This is a genomic window from Lacticaseibacillus porcinae, from assembly GCF_003946305.1.
In the GTDB taxonomy this organism is placed as follows: Bacteria; Bacillota; Bacilli; order Lactobacillales; family Lactobacillaceae; genus Lacticaseibacillus; species Lacticaseibacillus porcinae.
This window is the reverse complement of record NZ_RHNS01000004.1, coordinates 1-19,209: the sequence shown is the minus strand read 5'-3', so window position 1 is coordinate 19,209 and position 19,209 is coordinate 1. Positions and strand designations below refer to the sequence as shown.

The 19,209-nt window shown below is 46.7% G+C and carries 18 protein-coding genes; 10 read left to right on the top strand and 8 right to left on the bottom strand.

Annotated features, from left to right (window positions below; genetic code table 11):
* Positions 1–17: 17 nt before the first annotated feature.
* The 5 genes from EKM92_RS05135 (at position 18) to EKM92_RS05115 (ending at position 4,300) form a co-directional block, all read left to right on the top strand.
* Positions 18–269: a Veg family protein gene (locus EKM92_RS05135; protein WP_054714344.1), complete on the top strand. Its 252-nt coding sequence runs from the start codon at positions 18–20 to the stop codon at positions 267–269.
* Between the two features lie 432 nt (positions 270–701).
* Entirely contained in the window at positions 702–1,190 is a 489-nt protein-coding gene (locus tag EKM92_RS05130) for a GNAT family N-acetyltransferase (RefSeq protein ID WP_125708573.1), read from the top strand.
* 60 nt (positions 1,191–1,250) lie between these two features.
* The gene (gene ispE, locus EKM92_RS05125) at positions 1,251–2,099 is read left to right on the top strand and encodes a 4-(cytidine 5'-diphospho)-2-C-methyl-D-erythritol kinase (RefSeq protein WP_125708572.1); all 849 of its coding nucleotides are present in this window, start codon (positions 1,251–1,253) and stop codon (positions 2,097–2,099) included.
* A 50-nt stretch (positions 2,100–2,149) separates the two neighbouring features.
* Entirely contained in the window at positions 2,150–3,304 is a 1,155-nt protein-coding gene (locus EKM92_RS05120; RefSeq protein ID WP_125708570.1) for a DUF2075 domain-containing protein, read from the top strand.
* A 117-nt stretch (positions 3,305–3,421) separates the two neighbouring features.
* Positions 3,422–4,300 (top strand): cation diffusion facilitator family transporter, encoded by an 879-nt coding sequence (locus EKM92_RS05115; protein WP_125708568.1) that lies wholly within the window; start codon positions 3,422–3,424, stop codon positions 4,298–4,300.
* 64 nt (positions 4,301–4,364) lie between these two features.
* Here EKM92_RS05115 and EKM92_RS05110 read toward each other — a convergent pair whose 3' ends face one another.
* From EKM92_RS05110 to EKM92_RS05090, 5 genes are all read right to left on the bottom strand, one after another.
* The gene (locus EKM92_RS05110) at positions 4,365–4,955 is read right to left on the bottom strand and encodes a hypothetical protein (protein ID WP_125708566.1); all 591 of its coding nucleotides are present in this window, start codon (positions 4,953–4,955) and stop codon (positions 4,365–4,367) included.
* Positions 4,956–5,045: 90 nt separating this feature from the next.
* Positions 5,046–5,627, bottom strand: coding sequence for a hypothetical protein (locus EKM92_RS05105; protein WP_125708564.1), 582 nt, complete (start codon positions 5,625–5,627; stop codon positions 5,046–5,048).
* Between the two features lie 18 nt (positions 5,628–5,645).
* Positions 5,646–6,401, bottom strand: coding sequence for a CPBP family intramembrane glutamic endopeptidase (locus tag EKM92_RS05100; RefSeq protein WP_125708562.1), 756 nt, complete (start codon positions 6,399–6,401; stop codon positions 5,646–5,648).
* Positions 6,402–6,973: 572 nt separating this feature from the next.
* On the bottom strand, positions 6,974–7,726 hold the full coding sequence (locus EKM92_RS05095; RefSeq protein ID WP_164509904.1) for a LytR/AlgR family response regulator transcription factor: 753 nt from the start codon (positions 7,724–7,726) through the stop codon (positions 6,974–6,976).
* The gene (locus tag EKM92_RS05090) at positions 7,719–8,969 is read right to left on the bottom strand and encodes a hypothetical protein (RefSeq protein ID WP_125708558.1); all 1,251 of its coding nucleotides are present in this window, start codon (positions 8,967–8,969) and stop codon (positions 7,719–7,721) included. Before EKM92_RS05090 ends, EKM92_RS05095 begins: the two co-directional genes overlap by 8 nt.
* Before the next feature lie 765 nt (positions 8,970–9,734).
* On the opposite strand from EKM92_RS05090, the gene purR reads away from it, so the two are divergent.
* The 3 genes from purR (at position 9,735) to glmU (ending at position 13,496) form a co-directional block, all read left to right on the top strand.
* Complete coding sequence (purR, locus tag EKM92_RS05085) at positions 9,735–10,583, top strand: pur operon repressor (RefSeq protein ID WP_056962383.1); 849 nt, start codon at positions 9,735–9,737, stop codon at positions 10,581–10,583.
* Complete coding sequence (locus EKM92_RS05080) at positions 10,580–11,725, top strand: VanZ family protein (RefSeq protein ID WP_125708556.1); 1,146 nt, start codon at positions 10,580–10,582, stop codon at positions 11,723–11,725. Before purR ends, EKM92_RS05080 begins: the two co-directional genes overlap by 4 nt.
* 382 nt (positions 11,726–12,107) lie before the next feature.
* Entirely contained in the window at positions 12,108–13,496 is a 1,389-nt protein-coding gene (gene glmU / locus EKM92_RS05075) for a bifunctional UDP-N-acetylglucosamine diphosphorylase/glucosamine-1-phosphate N-acetyltransferase GlmU (RefSeq protein ID WP_125708554.1), read from the top strand.
* A gap of 42 nt (positions 13,497–13,538) precedes the next feature.
* Here the strand turns inward: glmU and EKM92_RS05070 are convergent, their stop codons facing one another.
* From EKM92_RS05070 to EKM92_RS05060, 3 genes are read right to left on the bottom strand one after another with little or no spacing between them, the layout of a single operon-like run.
* On the bottom strand, positions 13,539–14,264 hold the full coding sequence (locus EKM92_RS05070) for a homoserine O-acetyltransferase/O-succinyltransferase family protein (protein WP_125708552.1): 726 nt from the start codon (positions 14,262–14,264) through the stop codon (positions 13,539–13,541).
* Positions 14,264–15,403, bottom strand: a complete 1,140-nt coding sequence (locus tag EKM92_RS05065; RefSeq protein WP_125708550.1) for a trans-sulfuration enzyme family protein — start codon at positions 15,401–15,403, stop codon at positions 14,264–14,266. The genes EKM92_RS05070 and EKM92_RS05065 overlap by 1 nt, the downstream gene beginning before the upstream one ends.
* 11 nt (positions 15,404–15,414) lie before the next feature.
* Positions 15,415–16,323: a PLP-dependent cysteine synthase family protein gene (locus EKM92_RS05060; RefSeq protein WP_125708548.1), complete on the bottom strand. Its 909-nt coding sequence runs from the start codon at positions 16,321–16,323 to the stop codon at positions 15,415–15,417.
* A 499-nt stretch (positions 16,324–16,822) separates the two neighbouring features.
* On the opposite strand from EKM92_RS05060, the gene EKM92_RS05055 reads away from it, so the two are divergent.
* The gene (locus tag EKM92_RS05055; RefSeq protein ID WP_125708546.1) at positions 16,823–17,425 is read left to right on the top strand and encodes an ECF transporter S component; all 603 of its coding nucleotides are present in this window, start codon (positions 16,823–16,825) and stop codon (positions 17,423–17,425) included.
* 88 nt (positions 17,426–17,513) lie between these two features.
* A complete protein-coding gene (locus EKM92_RS05050) occupies positions 17,514–18,680 on the top strand; it encodes an AbrB/MazE/SpoVT family DNA-binding domain-containing protein (protein ID WP_225420725.1) in 1,167 nt (388 codons plus the stop codon).
* Positions 18,681–19,209: the final 529 nt, after the last annotated feature.

Sequence of the window (19,209 nt, the reverse complement as noted above, 5' to 3'; positions counted from 1 at the left end):
AACAAGAGGTGAAATGCATGCCAATGACATTAGCTAGCATCAAGCAACAACTCGACGGCAAGATCGGCGAGAATCTCACAGTCGTCGCCCAAGCGGGCCGCAAGAAGGTCACCCGGCGCAAAGGGACGTTGAAAGAAACCTACCCAGCGATTTTCGTGGTGGATCTCGATCAAGATACCAATTCATTCGAACGCGTATCCTACAGCTACGCAGACCTCCTCACCAAATCGATCCAAATCACATTTGATGACGAAGAAAAAGTTTCCTAAAATCAACCATGTTGCTTTGTTGCGCATGGTTTTTTTGTTGGCTTCGAATGAGGAGTACTTGGAAATCGGAACTCCAGCCGGTCGGCGCGGCGAAGTGAGGGTCGACGGGTTAGCTAACTTGGACGGACTCGCTACGCTCACCGCCAAGTGGATCTTTCCCTGCGGCTTTCCGTAAGCGACCAGTCGCTAACGGAAATCTCACCACGCCGCGCCGACCGGCTTCCGTCCCGATTTCCAAGGGCTGACGCATAGTAATCGCTACAAAGACTCTGGGCATCGCATGAAGTAACGACTTGCTCAAATATAGTTAATATACTTGATATAGTAAATATATTTGACACTCCGCGAACCAATCACTGACGACTTTTATTTCACGTGAAACTGTGCCATGATTCAACTAGCAAATATTCCGGTTTACGAAAGGAAAATTCCATGTTCACATTCGATCCGATCACGACTTCTGCCACGCGCCTTCAAGCGTTGAAAATTTATCAAGCCAATCACGAGTATTATGACGTTATCGGTGATGATCAACCGACGTTAGTCACTGTCTTAAATGACGCCAAAGAAGTGCCACTTGGTAAAACCAAAACTTCAAAGCATTTTCGCTTGATCAAACAAGATGATCAAGTGATCGGGGTGTGTGACTGGATCACTGGCTATCCTGATGAACATGACGTTTATTTAGGGTTGTTGATGATCGCCGATCAACACCAAGGACTGGGACATCAAGTGATGGCGCAATTGTTTGATCAATGGCGAAAAGAACGCTACACCAAAGTAGAACTTGGCGTGGTGGCCACGAACACCAAGGCGTTGAATTTTTGGCCGCAACTTGGGTTTAAAGAGATTCGCAAATCACCGTTTCAATTTCAAAATGGGCATGTTGCAGAAGTCATTGTGATGGAGCGCACACTTTGAGTTTCGCGCTTTTTCCTGTGGTATACTAGGAAACAAAAGCTAACGAGACTGGTGGTTAAGATGGAACTCATCGAAAAAGCCCCGGCCAAGATCAACCTGAGTCTAGATGCGCTGTATCGCCATCACGACGGCGAACATGAGTGGCGGATGGTAATGACGTCTGTCGACCTCGCCGATTACGTGCATATTCAGCCATCTGAGGCGATCCGCGTGACGACGGATAGTGGGTTTCTGCCGGAGGATCCGCGCAACCTTGCCTACAAAGCGGCAATTTTGTTGCAACAAGTCGCTGGCATCACCAAAGGCGCCAGCATTCACATCGAAAAACATATTCCTGTTTCTGCAGGCCTTGGTGGCGGCTCCAGCGATGCTGCTGCGGTATTGCGCGGCCTCAACCAACTGTGGAATCTGGGGTATTCGCGCGCAGAACTCGCAAAGATCGGCTTAAAAGTCGACTCCGACGTGCCGTATTGCGTCTATTCGCAAACGTCAAAAGTTACTGGTCGCGGAGAGATTGTTGAACCGCTTGGGGCGTTACCAAACTTTTGGGTGGTGCTGGCGAAACCTAGTGCTTCCGTATCGACGCCAAGCATTTTAAACGCCGTCGATTACTCCAAACCGCTGCCACGACCCGATACAGATCTTGTGCTCGCAGGGATCAAAGCCCATGACTTTGCCCAAATGACTAGCGGCATGGCGAATTCATTAGAACAACTCACCGCCAGTCGCTATCCTGAAATCACTGCTTTGCGGGAACGCTTCTTGCGCTACGGTGCACAAATTGCGCAAATGTCAGGCTCTGGGCCCACCGTATTTGCGCTTTGTGAAAAACGTAGCCGCGCGATGCGGGTGTACAATTCGATGAAAGGCTTTTGTCCAGAAGTGTATCTGGTGCGGCCATTAGCATAAGCGATTTAACCGGCAAATAAGCCGGTTTTTTATTTTGAAGGAGTTTTTTAATGCCATTAAGTGATACGACGTTTTTATTAAGTGAACAAGCGCAACTGACGCCGACACAACAAGCGTTGACTGCACGGATCAAAAGCTTCATCACTGCTCATCAAGAAGACGATGATGCCGCAGTGTTTGTCTTGCACGGGGATGCCGGATCAGGAAAAAGTGTCGTGTTAAACGCTGTGTTCACCGCAGTGCGGGAGCCGGGGATGCATTTGTTGGTCAATCACAACGAAATGTTGAAAGTCTACAAAGAAGTCGCTGGTATGACGCCTGGTGTATTGAAAAAAGACTACGAAAAGCCGACGCCATTCATTAACCGCATGCAAAAGTCAGGTCAAAAAGCCAAAGCTGTCTTCGTTGACGAAGCGCACTTATTGTTGAGTCAAGCCGATCCTTTCAATGCTTATCACGGCCACAACCAGTTGGCAGATTTATTGCAATTGACCCAGGTGTTAGTGATCGTTGAAGATTTTGATCAAGTGGTGAAGCTCAAATCACATTGGGATCAGCAATTACTCAAACAAACTTTAGCGGGGCATATTGTCGAGTCCGCCGAATTGTCGCAACAATTTCGGATGCAAGATGCCAGTGTATCTGAGTGGATCAATGCTTTTGTCCAAAAGCGCAAGTTGTTGCCGCTACCGCAGCCCGAAGACTTCACGTTTAAAGTCTTCGCCGATGGTCAACCGCTATATGATTGGATCCGAGCCCAAGATGCCAAGCTTGGACTTGCGCGAATGATCGCGACGACAGATTTTCCTTTTCGCGTCTTCGGCGACAAAACTTGGTGGGTGGATGCCGGGACCTTGCATCTTCCTTGGGATAAAATCAATTTCACCGATCGCCCATGGGCCAGTCGTCCAGAGACCTTGCATGAAGTCGGGTCGATCTACACGATTCAAGGCTTTGACCTCAATGTCGCTGGCGTGATCTTAGGACCAAGCATTGATTATGATCCGCAAACTGATCGCATCGTGATCGACACCAGCAAGTTCGAAGATCAAGAAGCCTTTCGTAAACGCGCAGGCCTTGGCGAAGCAGAAAAGCAAGCGTTGATCTTGCATGTCGCAAACATCTTAATGAAACGCGGCCGGATGGGTCTAGGCCTTTACGCCGTGAATAAAAATTTGCGTGAGCGGCTATTAGCTTTGCAATAAGGCGATGAGGTCAACGCTTTGCGCCTTGTCCGGAATGGTTACGCTAACTTTCTAGCTTTGACAACTGTTGTGATTCTCGCGATGATGGGGGTATCAACAGTGAGGAGGAGAGCGCACATGACGAATCCGAAACCAGATAAAGCATTTTTCTGGGGCATTTTATTAAATGCGATTTACATCGTCGCAGAAGTCGGCTTTGGCGCGGCTATCGGATCCATTGCCTTAGTCGCAGACGCCTTACATAATCTTTCTGATGTGTTAGGCCTTGCGATCGCGTGGTTTGCTGCGTGGTTATCTTGCCGCAAGCCGACTGCGATGCGGACATACGGTTATAAAAGTTCATCAATTCTTGCGGCGTTGATCAATGCCGTGTTCTTATTAGTCGCCATGGGTGCCATTATTGTCGAAGCCGCTGGACGCTTCGCCCATCCTGAACCGATGCAAGGCGGCATCGTGATGATCGTCGCTGGCGTTGGGATCGTCGTTAACGGCGCGACGGCGTTATTGTTCCATCATGGCAAAGATCATGACCTCAACATCAAAGGTGCGTTCATGCATATGGCCGCAGACGCAGGCGTCAGCTTAGGCGTCGTGTTAGCTGGGGGCTTGTACTTGTTGACCGGGTGGCAATGGCTTGATCCCACAGTGTCGATCTTAGTCGCATTAGTGGTGTTAGTCAGCACTTGGGGGTTATTGAAAGATGCCGTGAACCTCGCGATGGCTGCCGTACCAAAAGCCGTCGATCCAGCGAAAGTTTCCGCTTGCATCACCCAGTTTCCGACAGTGATCTCATGTCACGATCTGCACATTTGGGCGTTAAGTACGACTGATGTGGCGCTAACAGTACACGTGATGCGTGATACCAGCGAAAACAACGACTGGTTCATCGAAAAACTCGGTCAAAAACTTCGCGATCAATATGACATCGCCCATGTGACGATCCAAGTTGAATATGGGGATTATCAACCGCTGAAGATGAAGGACAATCCGTATTAACGACTCGATTAATCAAACAACCACCAGATCTTGTTACATGATCTGGTGGTTGTTTTGTTGTAGATTAATGTGACGTTACCGATGCCAATCTGTAGCCATTGGCAATATTATCGGTATTCAAGAAAGCGACGGGAGTGTCTTCGACAAGTTTCGAATAGCCGTAAGCATTGATTGCTTCGGCCAAATCTATTTCGGAGTGTCCAGTCTCGATATTCTTGAGCCCTAGAATATCATGAACGGGTAATTGTTGAGGATGATCGATAAGGTATTTACCTGCTCGTCCGCCAGATACACGAATGTAAAAGTCGAAATCCTTGCCTATCATATGCAAAAAAGTGAGATAGGATGGTGACGTTTGCCACGAGCTATATTCGTTTGCTTTGATTTGAGCTAAAAACACATCAATCCTTGTTGGCGTGAACGTGAATTGTTTTTTTCTAGGAGCATCAAGCATTACTTGGTCGCCAACTACGGTTACCGTAATACCGTCAGAAAATGCACCGATAAGATGTTTGAAACTACCTCGAGCAGGCAAGCTCACTTTACCTATCACCAGTTGCGTGGTAAATAGGACACGTCCTGTCAACGCAGATAAGCCATTGTCTGAAAGAAACCGAATCGCAGGTTTAGCGAGCGCTTCATATGCGTCGTTCATAATGATCATCTTCCTTAATCTAATTTTCAAACCTTGTCATGAGAAGAATATTTAACTGTTTGGTTATCAACACGGCATTGTCCGTGAATGCTAGTGTGGGGTCACTGATGCAAATTTGATGATGTTATCGTCGTCAAGAAAAGCAACCTCGGATCCTTCGATAAGTTTTGTATATCCGTATGAATTTATGGCATCGACAAGATCCATTTCAGTTTGACCTGTCTCAATATGCTTGAGCCCTAAGATATCGTGAACAGGTAGTTGCTGAGGATGATCGATCAAATATTTACCTGCCCGTCCTCCAGAAACTCGAATATAGAAGTCAAAGTCATCACCTACCATATGTAAAAAGGTGATATATACTGGGGCGGCTTGTCGCAAATTGAACTGGTTTGCATTGGTTCGAGCCAAGAAAATATCAACTGAGGTGGGAATGATTGTGATCTGTTTGTTTTCATGCCCGTCTAGCGTGACTTGGTTTTTCGTTACTGTGACGGTGACACCTGTAGAAAACGTATTAATAAGGTGGGCGAAAGTGCCGCGAGAAGGGAAAGTATGATCGCCATTGACCAATTGTATGGTGAATAGCGTTCGTCCTGATAGAGCGGTTAATCCGTCTTTTGGAAGCCCCCGAAAAGCGGGTTTTGTAAGTGCCTCTTTGACATTTTTCATGTAAACAACTCCCTTGCTTTAAACTTTTTGAGTTGAAGTTATTTGTTTGAGTAAATATGCGCCAACTGCAAGTTGCGTGCAGACCATCAATGCGAGTAATACCCAATCAAGCCAGTTATCGCCTGCGTAGGAGGTGCTATTACCTGCAAAGTAATAACTCACGCAGTCAGAGATACCATGTAAAAGAACCGAAAATCCGAGGTTATGGGTAAAGAGATAAAGTGCTGCAGCACCAAACCCCAGTGCAGTAGCATAGCCAACCTGAATCAAAGTTTGGACAAGATCTTGATTAGCGCTAAGATTCTGTAAGTGCATGCAACCAAAGAATAATGCCGTAACAATGGCAGTCCACCAGTATGGTGACAGGTTTTTCGGCGTATGCTTAAAAACTAAGAAGAGCAATGGTCCGCGTACGAGCGCTTCTTCAAAAATACCCGCCGCAGCCCCGTGCAACAATGCCAACATGAGGAGCTTATTTGAGAATTCGGGAAGTGCACCAAAATCAGTAAAACAAACAATTAGCATCACGAGCATCGCCACTGTGCCTTGTTTCCAATTGATCACTTTGCCAAAGAGCGGTAATTTGAGCCAAACTTGAGACAAGATCATGATGGTTAAGCCAAGTAATATCTCTGCTACTAATGGCATTACGATGAAACCAAGGTTTAAATAGTCCAGAAAATAAATATAAACAATCGTCAATACGGCTGAGATGATAAACATCCCAAGCAACTTAAGCCCGAAATGCTTTGTCTTTGGAATAAAGAAACTCATCTTAACCCCTCCTAAAGGTCTGACAGGTATAAAAAGGCCGGACCATCTGCCCGACCTTTCGCTACTACACTAACTTTCAAGGTACTCAGTAACTTTGTTGAACAGTGCTCCCCATTTACCCAACTTGCAGTGGCTTTGCGTTTGTCACCTTGAACTGTTACTAAATTGGCGTCATCAAACTATTTGAAAGAAGCATCAACCTTGTCGAAGCTATTCATTATTATTGCACCTTTTTCCTATGATCAATTGTCCTGATCAGGTACAGTTTGTATTATGATCGGAAAAACATTGTCTGGCTCATGTATTGGCTAAACGCATCAAAAGTTGAATTAATCGTTCAATTTCACAAGACATTGTCAATGACAGAACTTCAGAACAGTCTAATTCCGAAAAATTGAAGGATTAGTTGTTGGCTCATCGTGACTATCGTGGGCTTACAATAAAGATACGAACATCTTAGTACTCATACAGAGCCCTCTATTGATTCTATCAATGACACTGAGAATCGGGTTATTGATATGTATTAAAGTTCTACGCCAGTAGTCAAGCCTGTTGTGATAGACTCAAGATCCTTATCTATTTTCTTCAAGTAGCTTTCTAAGTTTGGAAAGTTTACGTAATCCAATATCAGCGTGGGATCCGTTTGACATCGTGAGTAATCGTTTGTGAGGATCAAACCAGCGAACGGCATTGGGATTGATGATGAAGCTTTTGTGACAACGAAACAAAGACGAATATTTACTTTCGATGTCAGATAGACTTCCGCGATATGATAGTGTCGTGTGCTGAGCAAAAACCTCAAGAATTCCCGGTGCCGTCTTAGAACTCTGAATCATGATTATTTCTTCTATTGGTATGGATACCAAGCCAGCCCCTTGATGTGCGATGAAATTGAATTCTGTATTTTGATTGCGTGCTACGACTTGATCGGAACTTTTTAATATATCGTTACGAATTTGTGTTGCCAGTGAGATTCCGTCTAGGCCTTTCTGGATGAAGTTCATTGGTTTAATTTCGCTTGTAACAAGCTTTAACAATGCTTCATCGTGTCCAGAAATAAAGACGATTTCTGCAGTTATGGAACGAGCGCGAATCATCTTTGCGATATCGAGGCCGGTTTGTTTATGGCGTTTTAAATCATAGTCGAGAAAAAATAACGTGTCATCAAGTGACTCTTGTCCAATTGCTTCCAAGAAATCATCGGTGTTCGACGTGGCAAGTATTAATGACGCCTCTGGCTGAAAATTAAATAGCGTTTGAACGACAATCTCTTCTAGGTAACTCAACTCACGAAAATTGTCCTCAAGCATATAGATTCTAAGCATCATTAACCTCCGCGATTAGTAATGTTTGTTCAATAGTGCTGTTGTTACTTGTTTCAAGATAGTTAACATTTTCAGTAATTATCAAACTGCCTATCGTGCTAACTAAATTATTAGAACGATGTTGATCGGATTCGTGAATCAGCGTAATTTTGACTGCGTGAGTCTGCTCCGCAATTCTTATTTTGATAGTTCTTGAAGCGGAGAGCATTGCTTCAGCAATTGCCACTCTAGAAATCTTCTTTAGATCTGCAATTGTGTTAGAGAGTGTCATCTTGTCAAGAATTCGAATATCTCCAATAACTAGAATATTACAAGTTAGTTCATGTTCAGTCGCTTGTGTCCAAATTGAATAAATTATATTACGTAGTGAAATGGTGTGTATCTGAGTTAAGACGCTTTGGCTAGGTTGATTTTGTGATAGTCGATGGCGCCCTTGTCGAATTAAACTTGCAACGTTTGACTTGTCGCGTTCCGTCTTCGGAAGATTTGCTTCAATTGCCATAAATATGTTTTGCATGTCGTGCAAGAGATTAGCAGTGTTAACTTGTTGCCGCGTAAGTACTTCGTTGTATTTAGTCTCCGCTGCTTCTGAGGCAAGATAGATTTGATTTGTCAGCATAGCATCAGTTAATTTAAGGACATAGTAGAAGATAATATAGTTAGCAACGATGAGCGTTGCTGACACAGAGAACAAGAACCACTCAACCTTTGTTGAAGTAAGATAATCAGCAACTGTATTGATCAGAGAGAAGAATAAGCAGGTCAATAGCGGATAGGCGAGCAGAATAGGATGATTTCGGCAGACCGTCGATAGTGTTGAAGGAAAATGAAAAGGTTTCTTATGGCGAATGGCGTACGTGCCTAGCAATACCAAGAGTATCAACGCGGATGCTATGGGAATGAACCAGACAATTAAACTTGCTTGACTAGGGAAAGCCCTAGTCATCAGTAATACACCTGCTAAGATGAGGTGTTGAACAATATCATAGCCTTCCCACAAAAGGACGAAGCATAAACTCTCGATATAATGGTGAAGGTGTATCATCCCAAAAAAGCAACAGATGATAACTGCAGATTCGCCAAAATTAGTGAATAGAGTTGAGGCTAAGGTAGTGAGTAGTGTTAGGATAATAACTTTATATGTATGGATGTGACCTGTCGTTAAATATGAATGTGCTGTGTATAGGGTAGTGAACAAGATAACTGAAATGATGATGTAGTCTGCTAACGGGATGGTGTACATGTACGCTCCTCCTTATAACTACTTTACTGAATAAAAGTATAAAGCTCCTATTGAATAACAGCAACTTGTGAAATACGGTGTTATTCAGTAGGGGCTGATACTATTTTATTAACTGGAACGTTAATGAGACACCGTAGCATTCGTGTTGTTGTGAACATTTCATGTCAACCTTCACTGCTTTATTAAGTAGTGAAGCTTTTAGATAATAGCGTAGTAGAGAGAAGTTTCCTCCTATTGTCTATGGAAACATTGCGATTAACAACACATGCTGACGATAGATAGCTTCGTAAAGTTAATTCGCTCGTGAAAGTTTTGAATTTGGGACGGAAGCTGGCCGCCGGTGCGTGGTGAGATTCTCATGCCTTCAGCGAGCATCGCTTACGAGAAGCCGCAGGTCGAGATCCACTTGGCGGTGAGCGTAGCGAAACGTCCAAGTTAGCTCGGCCGAGGACCCTCTCCACGCACCGGCGAGCCAGCTGGAGTCCCAAATTTAAAACCCTCTGCCGCACACAACGCGAAATTTGTCCGATAATCCTTGACAAGTCGGGGGAATTCCGGCAAAATATTAAACTGTTTGTGTTTTGATTAAATTAAAAATTGACGAACGTTCGGATGAAATTTTCTAAAAATTCTTGGAATTTCACGGATAATCGCCTATAATTAAGCAGATCGAAACGACATATATCGTGATAATCCAAATATTCGGAATCCGTCCAGGCAACACCAGCAAAATGATGCTGCCGAATCAATTAAGGAGATATACTTATGAAAGTTCGCCGCAGTGATCGGCTGATCGACATGACGCGCTATTTATTAGAGCGGCCACACACCTTGGTGCCATTGACCTTCTTTTCCAAACGCTACGAATCGGCCAAGTCTTCGATTTCTGAAGACCTTGCCATTGTTCGCCGCACGTTTGCTCAACGCCAAACTGGGATTTTAGAAACAGTTCCCGGTGCTGCTGGTGGGGTGCGTTACATTCCGATCATGGGTAAAGCCGAAGCGACGGACTTCATCGGCGCCATGGCCAATCGCTTAAGCGAAACTGATCGCTTGTTGCCAGGTGGGTATGTTTACTTATCTGATCTGCTCGGCACGCCTGACGTGTTGCGACAAATCGGTCGTTTGATCGCTACGCAATACCTCGATCAAAAAGTTGATGCCGTGATGACGGTGGCTACTAAAGGAATCCCGATCGCACAATCAGTTTCGCAATTTTTGAATGTGCCATTTGTGATCGTCCGTCGCGACTCCAAGATCACTGAAGGCTCCACGGTTTCCGTGAACTATGTTTCCGCAAGCTCCGCCCGCATCGAAAAAATGGAATTATCCAAGCGTTCACTAGCTGCCGGCTCTGGCGTCTTGATCGTTGATGACTTCATGAAAGGCGGCGGCACCGTCAACGGGATGCGTTCATTGATCGCAGAATTTGACGCTAAGCTGGTCGGGATCTCCGTATTTGCAGAAGGTAACTTCTCAGGCGATCGCATGGTTTCTGATTACACGAGCTTGATCCGCGTCGATGAAGTCGACACCAAAGCCAACACCTTACATGCGGTGGCAGGTAATTATATGGATAAAAACATGGCCAAGCTGGAGGAACTTTCTAAGTGAGCGTCTACCTTTATCCGGTAAAAATGGCAGTGGTGACCTTCCCGTTTTTGGCGTTGGTGTTGGCACTGCCTTTTTTGATCGGTCAATATCGTAAATATGGCAGCTTTTTAAAATGGCGCGCTGTGGTGATCTACAGTTTCGTGTTTTACTTGTTAGCGGCGTATTTTTTGATCATTTTGCCGCTACCAAGTCGCGAAGCTGTTGCCCAACTCACCACGCAGCGTTATAACTTAGTGCCATTCATGGCATTGCGAGAATTTATCAATACCACAGTATTTTCACCGCTGCATCCAAGCACGTGGCTGGCGGCGATGAAGCAACCAGGGTTCATTCAACCAGTGTTTAACATTGTGTTGACGATTCCTTTTGGCGTGTATTTGCGCTATTACTTCAAGCGACCTTGGTGGCAAGCTTGGGCGATGAGCTTAGGGTTGTCGCTGTTCTTTGAACTGACGCAACTGTCTGGATTGTATGGTTACTATCCGCGCCCTTATCGCTTGTTTGACGTTGATGATTTGATCTTAAACTCCACTGGCGGTTTGATCGGGGCGTTGATCGCGCCAACGTTGATGCGTGTGTTCCCGACGCGAGAAGCGATGGATCAACAAAGCTTACAAGCAGGGACTCACGTCAGCTTGATGCGGCGCTTTGTGGCCTTTTTCCTTGATAATGTAGTCGTCGTCGGCATTGCTGCAGCAGTATTAGGGTTGATCTCCAATTTATTGGGCATGGAAAAACTGTTGCCAGGCGTGTTGTTGACTTGGGTACTCCCAGTGTTCTTCGCTCATGTGTTGGTGCCTTGGGTCAATCACGGTACCACTTGGGGTAAAAAATTGGTCAAGATCCAAGTGGTCGATGCCAATGAACATCCTGCCGGTTTTGGCACGTTGTTGCTGCGGGCGTTCTTGTTATATGGCGTCGTCTTGCAAAGCTTGCGCGGATTCTTCTTGATGTTTGAAGAGATCTTCTCCAAATTCCACCGCACTGATCTGAACTTTGCGCTGTTATTGCTATTTGGCCTTTTGCTCGCATACTTCGTGGTGAACTTCATTTGGGCATTGTTCCACAAACCAGTGCGTTTCTTCTATGAAGTTTGGAGCAAGACCCATCAAATCAGTACCATTAAATCTGAATCGAAATAATGAAGTGAAGTCGAATGTCGTGAAGATGTTCGACTTTTTTGTTTGACTACCGATGACTGCATCAATTACATGGATCATGTAAGCAACAGCGTAGGTGAACGGGGCTTGGGACGGAAGCTGGCCGTCGCGGCATAGTAAGAACGCAGTTGCCGATTTATCGGCTACTGCGTTCCGCAGGTCGAGATCCACTTGAGGAAAGCGCGAAGCGATTGACTCAAGTTAGCTCGGCCGAGGGCCCTTACTATGCCGTGGCGGCCAGCTGGAGTCCCAAGCCCCGTTCACCGACCACCCACGCGCAATTGGTATACCCCAATGCTTTTCTTGTCAGCGGCGCTCGCATTGGCTATGATGGAGCTATACACGAAATTTAAAGGAGCACATCATGTCTGCTAAATTCACGATCATTCTTGCGGCTGGTAAAGGCACGCGGATGAAGTCTTCATTGTATAAGGTGTTACACAAAGTTTGCGGCAAGCCGATGGTCGATCACGTGTTGACCCAAGTGGAACAAACCCATCAAGATCAAGTGGTCACTGTTGTTGGCCACGGCGCCCAAGACGTTGAAAAAGCCTTAGGCGACCGCACCCAATTCGTTTTACAAGCCGAACAACTCGGCACCGGCCACGCGGTATTGCAAGCAGAACCATTACTTGGCGACAAAGCAGGCATCACGTTGATCGCTAGTGGCGATACCCCATTGTTTACTGCAGACACTTTTGAAAAACTGTTTGCTTATCATGAACAAGCAGGCGTATTGGCAACCGTTTTGACTGCCAACGCCCCAGAACCTTTCGGCTACGGCCGCGTGATCCGCAACGCTGACGGCAACGTTGAAAAAATCGTGGAACAAAAAGACGCCACTCCTGAAGAAGCAGCGGTGCATGAAATCAACACCGGCGTTTACGTTTTCGACAACCAAACCTTGTTCAAAACATTGCATCAAGTCGGCAACGACAACGCGCAAGGTGAATACTACTTGCCAGATGTGATCGGTATCTTGAAAGCCCAAGGCGAAGCGATCGGCGCCTACACCATGGATGATTTTTCCGAATCGATGGGCGTTAACGATCGGGTCGCTTTGGCCGCGGCTACCAAAGTGATGCAACAACGCATCAACGTCGCCCACATGAAAAATGGCGTCACCATGATCGATCCTGACACCACTTATATCGACGCTGATGTCACCATCGGCAATGACACGATCATTGAACCTGGCGTTTATTTGAAAGGCCACACCACCATCGGTTCTAACTGTGTGGTCGGCACCCATTCTGAATTGATCAACGCGACGATCGAAGACAATGTCACCATCACCAGCTCCACCATTGAAGATTCGATCATGCACAAAGGCTCAAACATCGGTCCGAACTCCCACTTGCGGCCACAATCTGATATTGGCGAAGACGTTCATATCGGGAACTTCTGTGAAGTCAAGAAAGCCACCCTTGGTGCACGCACCAAGCTCGGTCACTTAAGTTATGTCGGGGATGCAACGTTAGGTTCAGACATCAACATCGGCTGCGGCGTCGTCTTCGTCAACTACGATGGCGTGCAAAAGTTCCACTCCAATGTCGGCGACAAGTCGTTTATCGGTTCGAACTCAAATATTGTGGCACCAGTTAATTTAGCAGACCACTCTTTTGTCGCTGCTGGTTCGACCATCACCAAAGATGTGCCATTCCACGCCATGGGCATCGCCCGCAGTCGTCAAACCAACAAGGAGAACTTCTGGGATCGCTTGCCGATCGCTGATGATCCTGATTGGAACTAATTAAAAATCACGCTCACAGAAAGATTCTGTGAGCGTGATTTTTTATTGTGCGAGCTTCAATTGTTGTTTGACAGATTGTTGCCAGTTGTCGAAAAAGACTTGGCGGGTATTTTCCCAGGCCCAATGATGCAGCGGATCATCATTAAACGCTAAGTCGCTATGCGAACGCTGCGCTTCTTGCCACAAGCCGAAGCGCTGATATTCGAGATGCGCGAACAAAAAGGTTTGTTGACCAGCAGTCGCTAAAAAGGGATGCCCGTTAGTGGTAGTGGCAATTAAATCAAGTTCGCGATCAATTGCTTCTATTGAAATATCCGCAAACCGTGCATGCGGTGCGAGGAAATGTTCTGGCAAGCCGTTGAGCAAAGGTGACGCTAGGCGTTGATGTTGAGGATACACGCCGAACAACTTTTGTGGCAGGAGATGTTTAGCGATGCCGAATTCATGATGCAATGCCGCCATGGCGCCCCAGCATGAGTATAGTTGTGGGATCGCGGCAGATTGCAACGCGTCGATCAATTGCGCGACTTCGGCGTAATACCACACGTCTTTGAAATCAAGGCGATCGATCGGCGCGCCAGTCACAATGAAGACATCCATTTGTAGTGCCTGCTTTAAGTCCAGGGCCTGCATCACGCCAGCATGTGCAGGAACATGGCTTTTGGGATAAAAGGCGTGGAGTTGAACTTGTGGACCTAAAGCATTTTGCCAATCATTGATTGCTTGGACTTTATCATGCATCAACACCAATAACCCGACGGCCAACATTATTTCAACGCGGCAAAGCCTGCCGTTAGATCTGCTTTCAAGTCGTCGACGGCTTCCACGCCGACAGATAAGCGGATCAATTCATCTTGAATGCCGTTAGCTAAGCGAATGTCGCGAGGCACTGAGCTGTGGGTCATTAAACTTGGAATTTCGATCAATGATTCCAAGGCGCCAAGGGATTCTGCTAAGGTGATCACATGCAAGTTTTCCACGAACTTTTGCGGGTCTAAGCCTGGTTGTAATTCAAAACTCAACATGGCACCGAAGCCATGCATTTGCTTTTTGGCAATGGCATAATCAGGGTTGTCAGGGTCGCCTGGGTAATAGATCTTGGCGACTTCTGGCTGCGCTTTGAGAAATTCGAACAAGGTTGCGGTGTTAGCGAGGTGCGCTTGCATCCGCAAGGCTAATGTTTTGATCCCACGTTGCAACAACCAAGCTTCTTGCGGGGCTAAAATCGCGCCGATCGCATTTTGCAAAAAGCCGATTTGTTCTGCGAGGTCAGGATCTTTGACCACGACGACGCCAGCGATCACATCAGAGTGGCCGCCTAAGTACTTGGAAGCAGAGTGCAAGACAATGTCGACGCCCAACGTTAAGGGTTGTTGAACGATCGGGCTAGCGAAGGTGTTATCGATGATCGCCAAAATGTTGTGCGCATGGGCCAACTTTGCTAAGGCCTCAATGTCTGACACGTGTAACAATGGATTCGTCGGGGTTTCCAAGTAAATGGCTTTAGTGTCTTTGGTGATGGCGTGTTCGACGGCGTCTAAGTCGCGAGTGTCCACCGCTGTAAAGGTGAGGCCTAAACGTTTGAACACTTGGTTGAGCAACCGGAACGTCCCGCCATAGACATCGTTGCCGACGACAATGTGATCGCCAGCGTTAAACATGGAAAATACCGTCGTGATCGCCGCAGACCCTGACGCAAAAGCAAAGCCTGCGGTGCCTTGTTCAATATCTGCGACTAAGGCTTCAACGGCTTGTCGCGTCGGGTTTGAAGTGCGGGAGTATTCGTATTTCGCTTGACCGATATGGGTTTGATGGAAAGTCGAGGCCATGTAGATCGGCATCGATACCGCACCAGTTTGCTTATCTTCTGAGATGCCGCCGTGAATCAATTGGGTTTGTAATTTCATGAGTGTTCTCCTTAGTCGTAAATGTTTTCGCTTAAGTAACGTTCTGCGCTGTCTGGGAAAATGGTGACGATGTTTGAACCAGCAGGCAACGATTCTGCAAGTTGTAAGCTGGCTGCTAACGCGGCACCACTGGAACTGCCGATGAACAACCCTGCAGTTTGCGCCATGTTTTTGACTTGCGCAAAGGCATCATCATCAGCGATCGTCAAGGTTTTGTCGATTTGTAGATGTTTGAAAAATGGGGGAATGAATTCCACACCGATACCTTCAGTGCGGTGAGGATGAGGCTTGCCACCGTTTAAAATCGAGCCTTCAGGTTCTACCGCGATCACTTTAGTATGGGGATCTTCAGCTTTTAAGTACGCCGCTACTCCTGCAAAGGTGCCACCAGAGCCGGCGCCAGCAACAAAGGCGGCGATCGGTGCATGCAAGTCTTGCGTGATCTCAGGGCCTAGGGTGTGGTAGTAGGTGCCAGGATTAGCAGGATTTTTGAATTGCATTGGCACGAAGCTATCAGGAATGCTTGCAGCCAGTGCTTCAGCTTTGTTGATCGCACCGACAATGCCTTGATCACTTGGCGTATTGATCAACTTTGCACCGAGGGCTTTCATCAAGGTTTGCTTTTCTGCTGAAAAATGTTTCGGTACCACCAAAATCACTGGCAAGTGCCGCGCTTGTGCGGCAAGGGCAACGCCGATGCCAGTGTTGCCGGCAGTGGGTTCGATGATCGTGGTGTTTGCGGTGAGTAAGCCGCGACGTTCAGCATCTTGCAACATGTATTCGCCGAGGCGATCTTTGATGCTGCCGCCAGGGTTGAACATTTCGAGCTTGGCGAAAATGTGGACATTGTTTGGGGTTTGGATCGGGAGTTCGAATAATGGGGTGTGGCCGATCGTTTCTTGAATATGTTTGATTAACATGTGTTTCTCCATTTTTCGAAAGGGCTATGTGACGTTGCGAAACAAAGCGCGACGTCGAGTTTTACCAAGCAACGCTGACACAGCTAGCTACGCATCAGCACTCGAGCCAAAGCCCAGGCTCAAGCACTGACGCTAGGCTACCTGGTCAGCTAAAAGCGCTTGGTAAAACTCTGGACAAAAAAAGGCGCGTCAACCAAAAATTGGTTAGCGCGCCGAAACCAGTCCCCACCTGGGCACTGGACTCATTTTAAGACAATGAGTCAATGCAAACAGGCCAGACATCGCTTCAAGCGCGCTGTCTGACAGCAACAATTCATGTTGTAAGTTGGCATTAACATCATCATTGTCCTCCCGAATTAAGAATAGGGTCACTTTAACCCATGACTTACAACCTTGTCAACATTATTTTTTTGGCGACCCCCTTAACAATTAATCGTGCAAAATCAGAAAAGTTGTGCCATAATAGCCGCACAATTGTTATTTTCTGGAGGAGAAGTTCATGAATAAACGCTCCAAAGCATCGCGCATCACCTTGCGTGCGTTGCTCACGGCTTTGATCATTTTACAAACGATGGTCCCAATGCTTGGGTTCATTCCCTTAGGTTTCACCAGCTTAACGATCATTCATATCACGGTGATCGTTGCGGCGATCGTGTTAGGCCCATGGGATGGCATGTTCATCGGGTTGATGTGGGGACTTTTCACGATCGTGCGGGCATTGACAGCACCGACGTCACCCCTTGATCCGATCGTGTTCACCAATCCGATCATTTCGGTGGTGCCGCGGGTGTTAGTCGGCTTAGTGGCAGGCGTGGTGTTTACCGCGTTATATCATCGTTTTCACAATCAAACAGTGGCCAGTGTCATCGCCGCAGCGCTTGGAACGTTGACCAACACCGTGTTAGTGGTTGCGTTGATGGGTTGGTTATATACTGGTCCTGTCGCCAAAGCTTATGGCGTCACCTCTAGCGGCTTGCTCAAAGTGTTGATGGGCGTGGTCGGTGCTAACGGGGTACCTGAAGTGCTCGGGGCGATGATTTTGACCCCGTTGATCGTTGGGGCGTTATTTTCTGTGAAACGGTTAGGCCTTAAACGGGCATAATTTTTCAAGGTTTCGTCTTGGCGACGAGGCCTTTTTCATTGTCTGGTGAATTTTGTTAGAATGGTCAATGGAAATGGGGGAACACACCTTGAAAAAATCTGACACGGCGCTGGCTTTGCACTTGCCAAAAGCTGTTTGTGAACAATTGGGGATCACCAAAGACACACCAATGGAAATGAGCGTGAAAAATGGTCGCTTAGTCTTACAACCAAAGCTTGCCGCTCGGGTGTCTGCCAATCGCTTTATGTGGTTGTTGCCGCTAGTGGTGTCATTGGTATTGTCCATTGGCGTTTATTTATATTGGATCACCCAAAATATTCAAAGCTTGCCGCTGTCTGGTGGGATCTCGCTAGGGAGTTTTGTGATCGGCGTCGGCGTGGTGGCAGGTGTGATCATTTTTGCCGGCTTTTTCATTCAAGCGCAACGGGCAAAAACAGTACCGCGGATCTATTGGCGCAACTTTCCAGTGATCACCGGGGCGTTAGCGATCATGTTAGGGTTAGCGTTAGTCGGCGGCTTTTGGTTGCTTGATCAACTGTTTCCTGGTGCTACCTTTGATCGACTGACCGCGATTTTGATTTTTTGGTTGTTTTTATTAGTGGTCGCGGCGTTTATGATGCAAGCGGCAGTGACCATCGACACCACGATGTTATCAAATTTGTTGCTGGTGGTGATCGTGTCAGGGATGGTGATCGCCATGGCCACCAACAACACGCGACGGTGGTGGCAACACAATTTGAGTTTCTTAGGGACGAACATGGCCAGTCAAGCCTGGCAATTTAACGTGACGTTGATCATTTCTGCGTTATTGTTTGTCGCGTTAGTGGATACCTTGTTTGTCGCCTTGGAAGAACGTTACCCGCGTTCTTGGAAATTGTGGACGATGCGGATCATGTTGACGTTGATCGGTGCTGATCTTGCTTGTATCGGGTTGTTTCCTAACAACGCGGCATCGCATTTATTACATGATCAAGCGGCGGGGATGTTAGTGTTCTTAGTTGCCGGTTTGATCGTTGGCTGCAAGTGGTTATTGCCTGGGGTCACACAAGAATTTCTGTGGTCGTCTTATGCCGTAGCCGTCGCGTTGTTGGCGTTGAACTTCGGGTTTCGGTGGTTTGGGTGGCCGAGTTTAACGAGCTTTGAAATTCAAGCGTTTGTCTTAGCCTTTGGCTGGGTGTTGGTATTATTTGGGCGGTTAGAAACGCTGATCAATCAAGGCAGTCAAACTTGGGATGTGCACGTCCTCGACGACTGAAAACATTTACATGGCATTTACAAAAATCACTTGAATAAAATAAGTTTAAGCAGTATCCTTTTCACGAATTCAAGGAGGAAGGGGCGGCTTAGCGCAGGTCGTCAGTAATACTTCGCAACGAGGGGCAGTTCCTCGCAAACTGAGTGAGACTGATCCGCAGCGACGATTTGTCGTTGGATCTCTAGCTTCAAAGTGCCGGCACAGTGAAGGGCTCAGTCGGGCTCAATCTAGATCACACCGGATCGATTTCCTCATGGTGACATGGGATGCTTGTGGCGTCTGTGGACGAAAGGCAATGCAGAGTTGAGTAAGCCTTAAAGTGGTTTTGGGCCAATCCCCCAAAGTTACGCAGAACCGTCACTTGGTAACATGTTTGGTCACTGCACTGACGTAATTGGATATTGTTGGCATAAAAGCCTGAAGTCCACGAAATAGGAGACTGTTTCGTGGACTTTTCTACCACTAGTCAAGAGAAAGTTGCTGTATCAAGCTTTCTCTTTTTGGTTTGGCTAGTTTTTTCGTTATCATC

Bases quoted from the DNA above. Each gene is read 5' to 3' on its own strand.
- EKM92_RS05135 (WP_054714344.1), top strand. From the start codon at position 18: ATGCCAATGACATTAGCTAGCATCAAGCAACAACTCGACGGCAAGATC.
- EKM92_RS05130 (WP_125708573.1), top strand. From the start codon at position 702: ATGTTCACATTCGATCCGATCACGACTTCTGCCACGCGCCTTCAAGCG.
- ispE (WP_125708572.1), top strand. From the start codon at position 1,251: ATGGAACTCATCGAAAAAGCCCCGGCCAAGATCAACCTGAGTCTAGAT.
- EKM92_RS05120 (WP_125708570.1), top strand. From the start codon at position 2,150: ATGCCATTAAGTGATACGACGTTTTTATTAAGTGAACAAGCGCAACTG.
- EKM92_RS05115 (WP_125708568.1), top strand. From the start codon at position 3,422: ATGACGAATCCGAAACCAGATAAAGCATTTTTCTGGGGCATTTTATTA.
- EKM92_RS05110 (WP_125708566.1), bottom strand. From the start codon at position 4,955: ATGAACGACGCATATGAAGCGCTCGCTAAACCTGCGATTCGGTTTCTT.
- EKM92_RS05105 (WP_125708564.1), bottom strand. From the start codon at position 5,627: ATGAAAAATGTCAAAGAGGCACTTACAAAACCCGCTTTTCGGGGGCTT.
- EKM92_RS05100 (WP_125708562.1), bottom strand. From the start codon at position 6,401: ATGAGTTTCTTTATTCCAAAGACAAAGCATTTCGGGCTTAAGTTGCTT.
- EKM92_RS05095 (WP_164509904.1), bottom strand. From the start codon at position 7,726: ATGCTTAGAATCTATATGCTTGAGGACAATTTTCGTGAGTTGAGTTAC.
- EKM92_RS05090 (WP_125708558.1), bottom strand. From the start codon at position 8,969: ATGTACACCATCCCGTTAGCAGACTACATCATCATTTCAGTTATCTTG.
- purR (WP_056962383.1), top strand. From the start codon at position 9,735: ATGAAAGTTCGCCGCAGTGATCGGCTGATCGACATGACGCGCTATTTA.
- glmU (WP_125708554.1), top strand. From the start codon at position 12,108: ATGTCTGCTAAATTCACGATCATTCTTGCGGCTGGTAAAGGCACGCGG.
- EKM92_RS05070 (WP_125708552.1), bottom strand. From the start codon at position 14,264: ATGTTGGCCGTCGGGTTATTGGTGTTGATGCATGATAAAGTCCAAGCA.
- EKM92_RS05065 (WP_125708550.1), bottom strand. From the start codon at position 15,403: ATGAAATTACAAACCCAATTGATTCACGGCGGCATCTCAGAAGATAAG.
- EKM92_RS05060 (WP_125708548.1), bottom strand. From the start codon at position 16,323: ATGTTAATCAAACATATTCAAGAAACGATCGGCCACACCCCATTATTC.
- EKM92_RS05055 (WP_125708546.1), top strand. From the start codon at position 16,823: ATGAATAAACGCTCCAAAGCATCGCGCATCACCTTGCGTGCGTTGCTC.